Source organism: Streptomyces sp. NPDC001744 (genome assembly GCF_042892575.1).
Classification (GTDB): Bacteria; Actinomycetota; Actinomycetes; order Streptomycetales; family Streptomycetaceae; genus Streptomyces.
Genome location: NZ_JBIAUG010000010.1, coordinates 129,068 through 142,783, shown reverse-complemented (window position 1 = coordinate 142,783; position 13,716 = coordinate 129,068). Strand labels below are relative to the sequence as shown.

9 protein-coding genes and 1 pseudogene are annotated in these 13,716 nt (G+C 73.3%); 6 read left to right on the top strand and 4 right to left on the bottom strand.

What is annotated here, in order from left to right:
* Positions 1-679: 679 nt before the first annotated feature.
* Complete coding sequence (locus ACFYZY_RS14700; RefSeq protein WP_388693458.1) at positions 680-1,471, bottom strand: DUF4232 domain-containing protein; 792 nt, start codon at positions 1,469-1,471, stop codon at positions 680-682.
* A gap of 144 nt (positions 1,472-1,615) precedes the next feature.
* The gene (locus ACFYZY_RS14695; RefSeq protein WP_388693607.1) at positions 1,616-4,261 is read right to left on the bottom strand and encodes a BTAD domain-containing putative transcriptional regulator; all 2,646 of its coding nucleotides are present in this window, start codon (positions 4,259-4,261) and stop codon (positions 1,616-1,618) included.
* A 547-nt stretch (positions 4,262-4,808) separates the two neighbouring features.
* Here ACFYZY_RS14695 and ACFYZY_RS14690 point away from each other — a divergent pair.
* From ACFYZY_RS14690 to ACFYZY_RS14675, 4 genes are all read left to right on the top strand, one after another.
* A complete protein-coding gene (locus ACFYZY_RS14690) occupies positions 4,809-6,053 on the top strand; it encodes a helix-turn-helix domain-containing protein (RefSeq protein WP_388693456.1) in 1,245 nt (414 codons plus the stop codon).
* Positions 6,054-6,383: 330 nt separating this feature from the next.
* On the top strand, positions 6,384-7,178 hold the full coding sequence (locus ACFYZY_RS14685) for a toll/interleukin-1 receptor domain-containing protein (protein ID WP_388693454.1): 795 nt from the start codon (positions 6,384-6,386) through the stop codon (positions 7,176-7,178).
* Positions 7,175-9,166 carry a hypothetical protein gene (locus ACFYZY_RS14680; protein WP_388693452.1) on the top strand — a complete coding sequence of 664 codons (1,992 nt, stop codon included), beginning with the start codon at positions 7,175-7,177 and terminating at the stop codon, positions 9,164-9,166. The genes ACFYZY_RS14685 and ACFYZY_RS14680 overlap by 4 nt, the downstream gene beginning before the upstream one ends.
* Positions 9,163-10,515, top strand: a complete 1,353-nt coding sequence (locus tag ACFYZY_RS14675) for a hypothetical protein (RefSeq protein ID WP_388693450.1) — start codon at positions 9,163-9,165, stop codon at positions 10,513-10,515. Before ACFYZY_RS14680 ends, ACFYZY_RS14675 begins: the two co-directional genes overlap by 4 nt.
* Positions 10,516-10,740: 225 nt before the next feature.
* Here ACFYZY_RS14675 and ACFYZY_RS14670 read toward each other — a convergent pair.
* Positions 10,741-11,179, bottom strand: a pseudogene (locus ACFYZY_RS14670) (SNF2-related protein); the annotation flags it as partial.
* Positions 11,180-11,332: 153 nt separating this feature from the next.
* On the opposite strand from ACFYZY_RS14670, the gene ACFYZY_RS14665 reads away from it, so the two are divergent.
* On the top strand, positions 11,333-11,839 hold the full coding sequence (locus ACFYZY_RS14665) for a DinB family protein (RefSeq protein WP_388693449.1): 507 nt from the start codon (positions 11,333-11,335) through the stop codon (positions 11,837-11,839).
* 82 nt (positions 11,840-11,921) lie between these two features.
* Here ACFYZY_RS14665 and ACFYZY_RS14660 read toward each other — a convergent pair whose 3' ends face one another.
* Complete coding sequence (locus ACFYZY_RS14660) at positions 11,922-12,920, bottom strand: LuxR C-terminal-related transcriptional regulator (RefSeq protein WP_388693447.1); 999 nt, start codon at positions 12,918-12,920, stop codon at positions 11,922-11,924.
* A 157-nt stretch (positions 12,921-13,077) separates the two neighbouring features.
* Between ACFYZY_RS14660 and ACFYZY_RS14655 the strand changes: the two genes are divergently transcribed.
* A complete protein-coding gene (locus tag ACFYZY_RS14655) occupies positions 13,078-13,248 on the top strand; it encodes a hypothetical protein (protein ID WP_388693445.1) in 171 nt (56 codons plus the stop codon).
* Positions 13,249-13,716 lie beyond the last annotated feature (468 nt).

Below are 13,716 nucleotides of genomic sequence, written 5' to 3'. Positions count from 1 at the left end.
GGGGTGCCTGTGTGGGGGGTGTGGGGGGTTGTGGGGGGCGGGTTTCCGTGGGGGGTGCGTCGCCGCGGGAGCGTGCCGTCACGGCGGTTGCGACATGGACATGACAAGACAGCGTGAGGCGTACACGCCGTTTCGAACGTCCGGCCGTCGAGCGAAAGATTGGCTGATCCACAGGAATCGCACAAGGGTGCCCGACTTCCCGCAACACGCGCGCCACACGGCCGTCGCCCCGGCCCCGGCTCCACCCGCGCGCCCCCTTCGCCGCCGGGCCGACCCGCCCGCGACCGCGCTCACCTGGGACGGTCCGAAGCGCCGGGGCCTCCGGGGGTCCCGGCCGCGCGGGTGCGCCGGCCGCCCTCCCGCCCCTCGCGCCACGAAGGAATTCATCGTGCCGACACGAGAGGGGAGTTGCCCTCGCCGCCGCGCGCCGTACGCCACCGGGGCGGGCGACGCGCCCCCGGCGGCACCGGGGAACAGGTCCGCGCCGCCCAGGGGGTCCTGGCGCGGCGCGGTCTCTTCGGGGTGGTCGGGAGGGGGCGGGCGGCGACGGGCCTGCCCCGCCCCACCGTGGTGCCGCCGTGCGGGACGGGACAGGACAGGAGGGGACGGGAAGGGACGGAAGGGGACAGGACGGGGCGAAGACGCGGGGCCCGTGCTCCGGGCCCCCGCCCCGTACCGGTCAGAACTCGTCGGCGCCGTTGCGCAGCTCGTGCGTCCAGTAGCCCGTCTTCGCGGCGGCCTCGTCGACCGCGAGGCCGCCGGCCGGGGCCTTGACGACGATGCTGCCCTCGGCCGGACCGTCGGTGGCGAAGAGGTTCACGTTGAACTCCGTCACGACCTTGTTGTCCTCGTGGACACCGCCGAGGGCGACGCGCACGTTGGCGTACGCGGGCTGGCCGGCCTTCAGGACGACCGGGGCGGCCGGCTTGCTCTTCGCGACGGCCGGGATGTCCTTGGCCGTCTGGATCGGGCCGAAGGCGAGCAGCGGGTACTTCAGGAGGGTGCAGGTGCGGCCGGAGGTGTTGGTGGCCGTGAGGACGATGTGCTCGGTCGGGACCTCGTCCGCCTTCGCCGCCGTGATCCTGATGTCGCCGCGGGCGCAGGCCGGGGCCTTGGTGGAGGACGTGCCGCCGCCGGTGGAACCGGTCGAGGCGGTGGTGGTCTTGCCCCCGCCCGTGGAGCCGCCGGTCGAGGAGCCACCGGTCGAGGAGCCACCGGCCGAGGAGCCACCGGCCGAGGAGCCACCGGCCGAGCCGCCGGCGGAACCGGCGTCCGGGGTGGCGGCGGAACCGCCCGTGGCGGTGGTCTGGCCGGCGGCGGTCCCGGCGGCCGCGGCCGACGGCTGGGCGGCGGCGTTGGCGCTGCCCGCGTCCTTGGCCCCGGTGTCGGAGCCCCCGCAGGCGGTCAGGCCCAGCGAGAGGGCGGCGATGGCGGCGGCGGCCAGGACGGTGTTCTTGCGGTGGTTGCGCATAGTGGTTCTCCCCCGTAAACGCGGTCGGACGGCGGGCGCTCGGTACTCGCGCGCCGGGGCACCCTTCCGGTGCCTTCGCACCGGTTCGTCGTTCGGTGCTGCATCCAGCTTTCCGCCTCGTACTGCCGTCCCGCTTACGCGCCGCTAACGATCCGCTGACAGGCGCGAGAGACGGGCGGCCGCCCGTGCCGAGCCCTCGGTGAAACCGGCCGCGTCGGACGCCACGATGGCGCGTTCCAGCTGGTCGGCGGCCTCTTCGAGGCGCCCGATCCCGGCCAGTGCCTCGCCCCGGACGATCTGGAGGTTGGCCCGTACGACGACCGCGTCGGGTGCGGCGAGCTCCTCCGCGCGGAGGGCGTGGGCGAGCGCCGCCTCGTACTCCTCCGCCTTCAGGCAGTGGGCCGCCAGGTGCTGGAGGGTCAGCACCTGGGTGGAGGGGTGGCCGGTGCGGTCGGCGAGGGAGACCGCGTGCAGCATGAGCAGCCCGGCCCGCTCGTGCTCGCCGGTCGCGTCCAGGACGGCGGCGTGGTTGACGTAGGCGATCGCCTCGCTGATCGCGTCGCCCGCCCGGGCGGCCAGGCCGGGGGCCTTCTCCAGGTGGACGAGCGCCTCGGCGTTCCGGCCCTCCGCGTGCAGCACCCAGCCGAGCAGCGCCCGGGCCCGGGACTGCGCGTCGACGTCGCCCACCTGCTCGGCGGAGGCGAGCCCGGCCTCCAGGACCGGCGTCCAGCCGTCCCCGATGCGCGAGAGCATCAGCGGCCACTGCACCAGGGCGAGCCGCCAGGCCCGGTCGTGCAGACCGAGGGCCGCCGCGGTGGTGACCGCGCCCTCCAGCGCGGCGCGCTCCGCCGCGTACCACTCCAGGGCCGCCGTACGGTCCTCGAACTCCCGGACCCCGGCGGGCCGCCGGGCGTCGGCGGGCAGCGCGTAGCAGGGCTGGGAGCCCGGCTCCGCGGCGGCGTCGGCCGCCAGGCCCGTGTAGAGGTAGTGGTCGAGGAGGCGGATCAGCCCCTCGGGGTCGGCCTGCGGGGCGAGGTGGCGGGCGTAGAGGCGCACCAGGTCGTGCGGGGTCCAGCGGCCGGGAACGGACTCGGTGAGCAGGTGCGCGGCCGCGAGCCGGTCCAGGTCGGCGGACGCCTGGACCGGCGAGGTCCCGGCGAGCGCGCCCGCCGCGAACCGGTCCAGGTCGGCCCCGGTGTGCAGGCCGATCGCGCGGAACATGCGGGCGGCGGAGTCGGGCAGTTGCTGCACGGTGAGGCGCAGCGCGGCGGAGACACCCCGGTCCTCCACGTCGAGCAGGCTCAACCTGCTCTGCTCGTCGGCGAGTTCGCCGACCATCGCGCCGAGGGTCCAGGCCGGCCGCTCGGCGAGCCGGGCCGCCGTCACCCGCAGCGCGAGCGGCAGCCCGTCGCAGAGCCCGGCGAGCCGCGCGGCGGCGGCGGGCTCGGCGGCGATCCGGTCCGCGCCGAGGACGGTGGCCAGCAGGGCGGCGCCGTCGGCCTCCGGCAGGTGGCCGAGCGGCATCGGGCGGGCGGCGTCGGAGGCGATGAGGCCGCCGAGCCGGTCGCGGCTGGTGACGAGCGTCGCGCAGTGGTCGCCGCCGGGCAGCAGCGGCCGGACCTGCTCGGAGGAGCGCGCGTTGTCGAGGACGACGAGCAGCCTGCGCTCGGCGGTCAGGGAGCGGAACAGCGCGCCGCGCGCCTCGACGCCCTCCGGCATCCGCTGCGGCGGGACGCCGAGCGCGAGCAGGAAGTCGCGCAGGACGGCGGCGGTCTCGGGCGCGGGGGTCTCGCTGAACCCCTTCAGGTCGGCGAAGAGCCGCCCGTCCGGGAAGTCCGCGCGCCGCTCGTACGCCCAGTGGACCGCGAAGGAGGTCTTGCCGACGCCGGCGGGACCGGTGACGAGGCAGACCGGCCCGTCCCCGCCGCGCACCGCCCGGTCGAGGGCGGCCAGCTCGGCGCCGCGTCCGGTGAAGCCGCGCGGCGCCCGCGGCAGGCCCTCCGGCGCCGGGACCCGGACGGCCGCGACGGGACGCGGCGCGGTGGCGGGCTCGGCGGAGCGGAGCAGGGTGGCGTACGCCGCGCAGAGCGCCTCACCGGGATCGACGCCCAGCTCCTCGGCGAGCAGCCGGCGGGTCCTGTGGTACCAGTCGATGGCGTCCGACTGGCGCCCGGAACGGCCGAGGGCCAGCATCAGGGCGGCCGCCAGGGACTCGCGCAGGGGGTGGGCGACGGCCTCGGTACGGAGCACCGCGGCGGCCCTGGCGTGCTCGCCGAGCTGCCCGTACGCCTGCGCCAGCGCCTCCACGGAGGCGAGCCGCAGCTCCTCCAGCCCACTGGCGGCCGCTTCCAGGGTGCGGCTGTGGACGGTGCCGGTGAGCGCCGGGCCCTGCCAGTACGACAGCGCCTCCCGCAGCATCCGCACCGCGTCGGCGGGCTGCCGCTGCACCCCGGCGAGCCCCACCAGCTCCTCGAACCGGTGCACGTCCACCAGCGACTCCGGCATCCGCAGCACGTACGCCGAACCCTGGGTGGCCAGCTCGACCCCGTACGCCTCGGCCCCGTGCTCGGCGAGCAGGGCCCGCAGCCGCGAGACGTGCCCCTGGAGGACGGTCTTGGCGTGGACGGGCGGCTCCTCCTCCCACAGGGCGTCGATCAACTGACCGACGTTCACGGCACTGTTGGGCCGCAGGAGGAGCATGGCGAGGAGACTGGACCGCTTGGCGGGTCCCAGGGCTACCTCCCCGTCCTCCGTCACCATCGCGACGGAGCCGAGCAGCCGGAACTCCACCTTGCGTACCTCCGCTGTCACTCTCCCCGTTTTCCCCGGCAGTCGAGGATACGTGGGGGACGGGGGCCGATCGCACGGAGCGGGGCCCTCCGGGACCAAGGTGACCGAAACCACGACGCGGGGGCGCCGGGGGCGGGGCCTCCCCGCAGGCGGTACCGCATGACGTGCGGCCCCCGGCGCCTTCGGGAGGGGGCCGGGCGGGGGACGGCGGGGACCGCCGGACGGCGGCTCCCCTTCCTGCCGCGACTCGACCGGCACGCCTTCACCCTTTGTCGTTTTCGATCACTTTGCTCCCGTCCCGGTCCACTCCGGTCACCATGGAGAGCGGTCGGAGGACGGCGGAGAACAGAAGAGGCAACGGGCAACCCCGCCGAACCCCGATTCCCGAGGCGTGCCCCGTGCCAAACTCACTCCCGGATGCAGAAAGAAACGGCTCCGTCACCACGCGTGTTCCCCGTCCGTCGCCATGCCGGTCGACGGACACCGAACGAAAGTCCCCCGTGCGAGTGCACAGCTCTCACGGCTGCCGTCCAAGAGGAGGTTGACGATGAGCACAGATTTACGTTTCGGCCCGGAACTGCGCCGCTTACGACAGGAAGCGGGGCTTACTCTCACCGAGTTCTCCGCGGCGCTCAACTACGACAAGGGGCACCTGAGCAAGGTCGAGCGCGGGGAGCGCTCCGCGTCCCCAGAACTGGCCCGCCGGTGCGACGCCTTCCTCGGCGCGAACGGCGATCTGCAGCGCCTGGCCGTCCGTCCCGAGGCCGGCCCGGACACCGCCGGGGCCCCCGCCGCTCCGGGTCCCTGGCTCATCGGGCGCCGGGCGGTCCTCTCCGCGGGCACGGGGGCGCTGATCGACCTCGGCCTGAAACTCGGTGATCGGGCGTCCTCCACCGCCGATCCCCTCCTTCCCTCTTTCCGCGCGCAGTTCGATCAACTGCGCCTGCTCGGCCAGTCCACCGCGCCGAGGGTCCTACTCCCCCTGCTGGAGACGCAGACCCGCACGGTCGCGGGGCTGGCCGTCGACGCTGCGCCCGCCACCCGGGCCTCCGTGCTCCTGCTCGCGTCGCGGTTCGCGGAGTTCACCGGCTGGATGGCCCAGGAGGCCGGAGACGGCGACGCGGCGTTCGGCTGGACCGGAGAGGCCGCCGAACTGGCGCGTGCCGGCGGCGATCCGCACCTCGGTTCCTACGCGCTCGTGCGGCGCGCCCTGGTCACGCTCTACAGCGGGGACTCCGCGAGCACCGTCGCCCTGGCCCGTCGTGCCCAGAGCGGGGAGCTCCCGCCGCGCATCCGGGGGCTCGCGGCCCAGCGGGAGGCACAGGGCCACGCGCTCGTCGGTGACGAACGCGACTGCCTGCGCAGTCTCGACAGGGCACGCGAGCTGCTCGACGGCGACGACGCCCGCAGCGGCACCGGGCCGGTGATCGGCACCACCCACGTGAGCGATCCGGCGGCGATGACGACCGGCTGGTGCCTGTACGACCTCGGCCGCCCCAAGGCCGCCGCCGAGGTCCTCGACCGGGAGTGCCGCCGCCTCCCGCCGCACGCGCTGCGGACCCGCGCCCGGTACGGCTTCCGCAGGTCACTGGCCCACGCCGCCTCCGGGGAGGTCGAGCACGCGTGCGCGATCGCGAGGGAGTTCCTGGAAGTGATGCCGGCGGTGCCCTCGGCGACGGTGAACAGCGACGTCCGGCGTCTCGCGCGGGAGCTCCACCGGTTCCGGACCAGCCGGGCCGTACGCGATCTGCAACCGGCGCTGGCACGGGTACTCGCCCCCGCGCACGGCTGACGCCGTCCCCCGCGACCGGCACCGGTCCGAGCCGTCCGGCGCGCCGGGCCGTCCGGACCGCCCGGTCTCCTCGGCCCCCACGGCCTTCGCCGGGGTCCCTCCTCCCCGCCCGACACGTCGCACCGCGCCCCGGCCTCTTCGGGGCCGCCCACGCGCGGTGACGTGCCGAGCGGCGCACCTCCGTCCGCACGCCCTCCCATGGACGCGCCGGGCCGTGCCGTCACGCGGCCGGAACCTCATGGCCCGGACGGGCCGGGCTTCCAGGAGCCCCGGCCCGCGGCCGCCGCGTCCGCACCTCTCCCCCGTCCTCCTCCCACGAAGGGAATTTCCATGCCCGATGTCTTCGTCAACTACCGCACGGGTGACGAGGAAACCGCTGCGGCCATGATCGCGCGGGAGCTCTCCCGCCGGTTCGGACCCGAGCGGATCTTCTTCGCCAGCGACTCGATCGAGGCCGGACGCCGCTTCCCGGCGGAACTGGCCAGGGCGCTGGAGGAGTGCGAAGCGCTCCTCGCCGTGATCGGCCCGCGCTGGGCGGAGGTACGGGGGGCCGACGGCCGCCCCGCTCTCGAAGCCGAACAGGACTGGACGCGTCGTGAGATCCGTACCGCCCTCGACCGCGGAGACCTGGTGGTCCCCGTGCTCGTCGGGAGGGCCACGAGAATCGACCCCGCCGTCCTCCCGGAGGACCTCCGGGAGTTGGCGGACTGCCAGTACAGGCGGTTCGACCACCGCAACGCCGCGGCGGACCTGGCGGCGCTCGGCGACGCCCTCGCCCGGCTGCTGCCCGAGCTGGGCGCGGAGGACCGCGACGCCCGCGCGGCACGGGAGCGGGGAGAGGCGAAGACCCGCGAGAAGCCGGCCCGGGACGCCGGGCACGCCAGGATGCGGACACGCGATGTCGAACAGCGCGTGCGTGGTGGCATCGGAAATCTCAACGGAGAGCTGTCCGGCACCTTCGTCAACGAGCCGCGGGGCCCCGTGCACACCGGCCGGGGCAGTCAGTACAACGCCCCGCACTTCGAGGGTGACAACACCGGGGTCCAGTTCACCGCGGGCGACAACAGCGGCACGGTCCACCAGCGCTTCGAGCGCGAGCGCCGGCGCGCGGACGACGGACGATGACCGAGCGGGACCACGTCACCGTCAACGATCCGCGTGGCCCGGTGAACAACGGTGCGGGACCCCAGACCATCTACTACGGCGTCGCCCCGGACTGGATGATCCGCAGAGGGGCCGAAACCCTGCGGATCACCCGCGAGGACCGGCTGCGGCTGGCCGACCGCTTCGCTCCGCCACGGGGTTACCGCATCGCCGCCGACCACCTGGAGAAGCCCGGATCGGTGGTGCTCCTGAAGGCATCGCCCGGCACCGGCCGCCGTGCCGCGGCGATCATGCTGCTGCACGGAATCGGTGAGGACGGGGGCACCGACGAGGAGGAGGCCCGGTTCGAGGAGCTTCCCGCCACGGAACCGGAGAGGGGGGAGGAACCCCTCGCCCCCGGTGAGGGGGACCGCTTCCTGCTCGACCTCTCCGGAATCACCGACGCGGGGACGTACGCCGGGGCCCAGCGCCGCCTGGCCGCACACCGTTCGCAGGTCCAGGAGGCGGGGGCCCACATGGTCGTCGTCCTGCCGTCGGGCATGGAGCACGCCCACCCCCCGGACCTCGAACCGCACGTGGTGACCCTGGAGCGTCCCCGGGGCATCGCGGTCGTCACCCGCCATCTCCGCATGGACCGGATGCCCTTCCGCCCTGCGGACCTGGGGAGCGCCGACCTCCGCCCCCTGCTCGACCGCGCTCCCGTCCGGGAACTGGCGCGTCTCGCGATGCTGGTGAGGAGCGCCCGCGACAGCGGACGGTTCGGCGCCGACTTCGCGGGGTGGCTCGACCAGGCGATGCATGCGGTGACCGACCGCGCCGATGACGTGCGCCGGCAGATGACCGACGTGCGCACCGCGCCCGAACGGGCCCTGCTGCTCGCTGCGGCGGTGTTCGAGGAGGCCACCGCCGACACCGTCTACGAGGCGTGGCAAGGCCTGATGAGGACGGTGGGACATGCCGAGGAGGCGACCACCGAGCTCGCCCGGACGGACTTCGGGGAACGGCTGGCGGCGCTCGGGATCGACCGGAGCCCCGGCGGGCGGCTCCGCTTCGGGAACCTGGCCCACGCCGACGCGGTACGAACGTACTTCTGGACGAACTTCCCCGGGCTGCGCCACGACCTCAGGAACTGGGTCGGCGAGGGCGTGGAACTCCCCGGTCTGACCGCCGACGACCGGATGAACGTCGTCGTCCGCTTCGGCGAGCAGGCCCTGGCCGCCGGACGGCCCGACCATCTTTTCGACCTGGTGGTCCGCTGGGCGGACAAAGCGCCCGGGGCGTCCTGCGACCAGCGGGCGCTGGCGGCCCTCGAACTCGGCCTCAACCACCAGGAGTCCGGGGAATGGTTCCGCAGACGGACGTACAAGTGCGCGACGTCCGGTTTCCTGTCGGAGGGCCTTGTCCGCGTTCTGACCGCCGCCTGCGTCCAGAGCATCGGAGCGACGCACCCGGACCAGGCGGTGGTGCGGCTCCATCATCTCGCCGTACGGGGCGGTGGGGCGGCGCGCGAGGCCGGCACGGAGCTCCTCGGCCTCGTGGGCCGCGACCCCCGGCTCTACCGGCTGCTGGTCGTCCGCCTGCTGAACCGGACGGGACGGGAGTCACGAGAAGCGGAGCCCCATCTCCGCCTGCTCACCGAACTGTTGACGAGCGACCGGGTACCCGATCCACCGCTGTGGCCGGACCTGTTCCGGGGCTGGGCGGCGGTCTTCTCGCAGCCGCCGACGGAACTCTGGAACCCCTTGGTGAGGAGTTGGCTGAACGCCGTGGCGGCCGACGGTACGCGGGAGATGGCGCTGGAGGTGATGGTCGGGGCGACGCACGGCCGCGTGCCCGCTCTCCGCCGCCTCTACACCATCGCCCGCACCTGGGAGGAGTCCGCACGCCATCCGTACCGGACGGCCGTCGCCACCCGCTTCTGGCAGCACATCGACCACGCGCAGTACGCCCGCACGGAGAGCACTGAGCGTGCGGGCGCCGGACCACGGACTACGGAAGAGGCACGATGAGACACCGCTTTCCCGGCCTGCTGGCCGTCGCTCTCTGCGGCACCGCACCGGCCGTGCTCGGAAACCTCCTGCACTGGTCGGCGTGGCTGTGGGGCTTCATGTCCATGGTCGCGGTCTCGGGTTCCCTATTGCTCGCGATGGCCCTCTCCGGCGGTGACCGCGCGACGACCGACCCGTACGCGTCCGGGGAACCCGAGTCGCCCTCGGAGCCGGCGGAGCCGCCCTACCAGGAGACGCGGGTGGTCGACGCGACGCTGCCGAGCGCGGCGGGGGACTACGACTTCCTCTTCTCCGCCACCGTGTGGTGGAGGCCGTGCCCGGACCAGGCCGACCGGTCCGACGGGGCCTCTCCGGCTCTCGCCGTGTCCTCGATCGTCAACCGGGCCGTGGAGGTCGTCTGCCGCGAGGAGCCCGGACGGGCGAGCTTCGCGCGGTACCTCCTGGAAGGAGAGCTGGGCGTCCCGCTCCGGGACCGGAGCGGACGGGTGGAAGCGCTGGCGGCCGACGTGACGCTGACCCTCGCTCCCGCCGACCGGGAACGCCTGCGGAAGCTGAGCGACCTCCGCAAGGACGAGGAGCTCTGGGAGCACGAACGCCAGCACGAGCGCAACAAACGGCGTTACCTCGGTGACGACGTGCTCAAGAGCACGGGCAGCGCGGTGGTGTGGTGGCTGGCCCGCCACGAGGACGAGATCGAGAGGGCGGTCGACATGATCGGTCCGCTCGCCCGGATCACGGCGGCGGCCAACGACGAGGAAGTACCCGAGCTCTTCCGGCACCTCCTCGTCCCACCCGTGGACACGCGCACGGAAGCGACCGTCGGAGGGTCTCCGTGGGACGGGCACGGCCAAAGGGAAGGGACGTTCACCCGTGAGGAGGAACTGGGGGTCTCGGACCGGTTGGTGCTGCTCCTGACGGCCGTGGGGCTGAAGCCGGACATGGAGGGCTACACGGTGTTCGTGCACCGTGTGGTGCGGAGCCTGGAGGCGGAGGGGCTGGACGAGGCCGCCGAGGAGATCAGGCGGAACCTCCTCCCGGCACCGGACGAGGACGGGGGCGAAAGGCCGGAGGGCGGCCCCTCGGACGACGGGGACCCCACGGGCCCCCGGTCACCGCGCTTCCCGGACTCCGGAGGCTTCCCGTTCGCCGACGCGGCCACGGCCCCGGGCGCCGGGGCGGGCGCGTTCACGTCCGGAGCGGCGGAGAACGGCACGGACGAGTGGCACCGGGACGGGTACGGGGCGAGCGAGGACGGCCCGGCGTCCCCGTACCACTGGCACGCCTCACACACCCGGCACCGGCCCGCCGCATCCTGCGCGGGGGACGAGTACGGCGAGGACGAGGCCTGATCCGGCAGGCGACCGGTCCCGGGCTCCCCTTCACCGCACGCCGCGGCGGGGAGCCCTTCCGCTCCCGGGCCCCGCTCCCCTTCCGCGACGCTGTCGTCCGCCACGGACCGGCACGGAAACCACCGGTGTGCCGGTGGCATCCCCGCGCAGCCTCTTCGGCCCGCGGGTGGACGGACGAGCCCCGGCGCCTTCCCCGTACGAGGGAGTCCGCAATGATCCGGCTTACGCCTCCCCGTACGAGGCGCTCGGCTCCCCCCACTCGTCGGTCTGCTGGGGGTTCGGGAGTTCCGTCAGCACGTCCTCCTGATGGCGCCGCAGATAGACCGGGGCCACGGCCTTGCGGAAGGCGACCGATCCGACCGCCCAGGACCGCTTGGTCTTCGGGTTCTTCACGAAGTGCGCTTCGTCGACCACCAGCAGCCCGACCTCCCCGTCGCCCGGCGCGGGGAAGCCGCGCAGCGCGTCGAGCGTGGTCACCCCGACGCCGCCCCGCTCCTTCCAGTCGGCGAACGCGTCGTGCCTGTCGGGACCGTGGAGCACCCATGACGCGCAAGGTGCTGGGGGCCTCGATCTCCCGTGTCCAGTTCACGAGGACGCTCGCCGGGCGGACGACCACGAAGTGGCTCCGTCCCCCGGCGGCCGGGGGGGCGAGGACGCCGGCCGCCGGCCCGGTCGAGGCGGAGGGGTGCCCCGGCGAGTGCGGGGGGGGCGTTTCGGCGTGCCGTCGGCGTCCGCCGGAGAAGGAGCGGAGGGGAGCGAGTGAGGATCTTCGTAAATGCCTCGACATCGGACGCGGTGATCGGGGACGCTTCGCGCGATGACAAGAATCGACGACACACCGCCCGCGTGGGACGAGCGCACCCAGCTCACCACGTTCCTCGACTACGCGCGGGACACCGCCCGCGCCAAGTGCGAGGGCGTCTCCGCGGAGAACGCCCGCAGGGCGCTCCTGCCGGGCTCACCGCTGATGACCGTGAGCGGAGTGATCAACCACCTCCGCTGGGTCGAGTACTACTGGTTCCAGGTGGTCTTCCTCGGCGAGGAGGACCGGGCCCCGATGACGGACGAGGACCCGGACCGCGAGATGCGGATCGCCGTCGACTTCCCGCTCGCGCGGTTGCTCGACGAGTACGCCGAACAGAGCGCCCGCCACCGCGAACTGGTCGCCGGGACCGACCTGGACGAGCGGGCCGAGCGAACCATCCGCGACGGTCTCCGCGTCGATCTGCGCTGGATCCTGCTCCACCTCGTGGAGGAGACCGCCCGCCACAACGGCCACCTGGACATCCTGCGCGAGATGCTCGACGGCACGACCGGCTACTGACGGGCGCGGAAGCCGCCCGGTCCGACGTCCGGGCGGGGCGGTCACGGCCTCCGGCGGGCGACGCCCCGGCCGCCGGCGCTCCTCACATCGCCGTCTCGGCCGAAGCCTCCTCTCCCTCCTCCACGACGCCCAGGTCGGAGTGGTCCAGGAGGTCGGTCTGCGCGATGAGGTAGGCGAGCTGCGCGCGGCTGCGGCTGCCGAGGACTTCCGAGGTCTTCTGGACGTGGGTGCCCACCGTCCGCCTGCTGATGCCCAGGCGTCCCGCGATCGCCTCGTCGGTGTAGCCCTCGACCATGAGCCTCAGCACGGCCCTTCGGGTCTCGTTGGTGAGGGGCGGCGGGCGCAGCCGGGAAGGGGCCTCGCCCACGACCGCCGCACGGCTCCAGGCCAGCTCGAAGCCCTTCACCAGATAGTCGATGATGCTGGGGTGCCGGATGACCAGCGCGGACTGGCGGCGGTCGTGCGGGCCGGGCATGAAGGCCGTCTTGCCGTCGCACACGATCAGCCGCTCGAACACCTCGTCGATCGTCCTGACCTCCGCGCCCGCGGCCACCACCCGCTCGATGTAGGAGAGCGTGGGGCCGTGTCCCCGTACCGTGTGCTGGTACAACGTGCGCTGTTTGACGCCGCGGGCGGCCAGGGCGAGATCGCGCGGCAGGGCCTCGGCGAGGAGTTCGGGCGAACGGCCGCCGTTGGGCTGGGCTGTCAGCAGCTCCTCGCGGCAGGACTGCACCGCCTCTTCCAGGACGGCCGCGATCACGCTTTCGCCGGAGAGCACCTGGATCGAGGTGTCGCCGTCCTGCTGAACCTCCGTGTAGACGGCCTCCGCCCGGGCCATCGTGGCGCGGATCGCCATCAGGGTGTCCTGGTGCTCCGCGATGGCCCGCTTGATCGGCCGGGAAAGTGAGGCAGCGGCAAGGTCCGGGGGGACCGGAGTGAGGGAGTCCGGGTTGTCCGGCAGGAACCGGAGCAACCCCAGCTCGATCAGGCAGTCGGGTATCCGGTCCGCCGTGGCACCATCCGCCGCCAGCGCCTCGCGGTAGCGCTTCAGGCCTGCCTCGCACAGCTCAGGGAGCTTCATCACCCCCACCTGATCATGTTCTGTACACATTTGTCCACCCTTCACGTTCTTGCACTGCCCACTCATGATGCCATTCGAGCCTTCACTCGTGGCGAACGGCGGTGGATGATTCTTAACACCGCAACGGTGAACTCAGTTTTTGAGTCGAGGGGGAATCATGATTAACCGCATTCGCATCATCCTTGTCGCGCACGGAACGGCCGCCCTGCTGGCCTTCGGCGCCGTCAATCTCCTTGTGGGCAGCGCGACGCCGGCGAATGTCGAATACGCGGCATCCGCTTCGCAGGGCTCCGAAACCGCCACGCCGTCCGACTCCGCGTGGGGTTAATTCCCACCACGCTCCCGCAGCCGTCCGGACGGGACACGGTCCGAACGGATGCGGAAACGCGGGCCGGTCACGGCACCGGGTACCCCGGGGCGAGCGCCGGGATTCGCCTTCGCGACTCCCCTCGAGCGCCGTCCCGCGACCGGAGCCGCACGTGGCACACGCCACCGAGGGTCGAGCCCTTCCGCGGATCCCCGAAAGATGTGGCGGTGTCCGAATGAAATGCCTGGCACAAAGAAGGAGGAGCCGGGATGGCCGATCGGCCCGTGGTGGCCCTGGTCGATGCTTACTCCAGCGCGCGACTGCTCGTTTCCCCGATCCGGGAACGAGGTTATGAAATTGTCCATGTGAAGAGCACCGCGGCGATACCCGAAGGGTGCGCGTCGTCCTCGCACCGCGATGACTTCCGTGACCTCGTGGTGCACTGCGATCAATTCACGGACACGCTGGACCGCGTCTCCTCCTACCGAC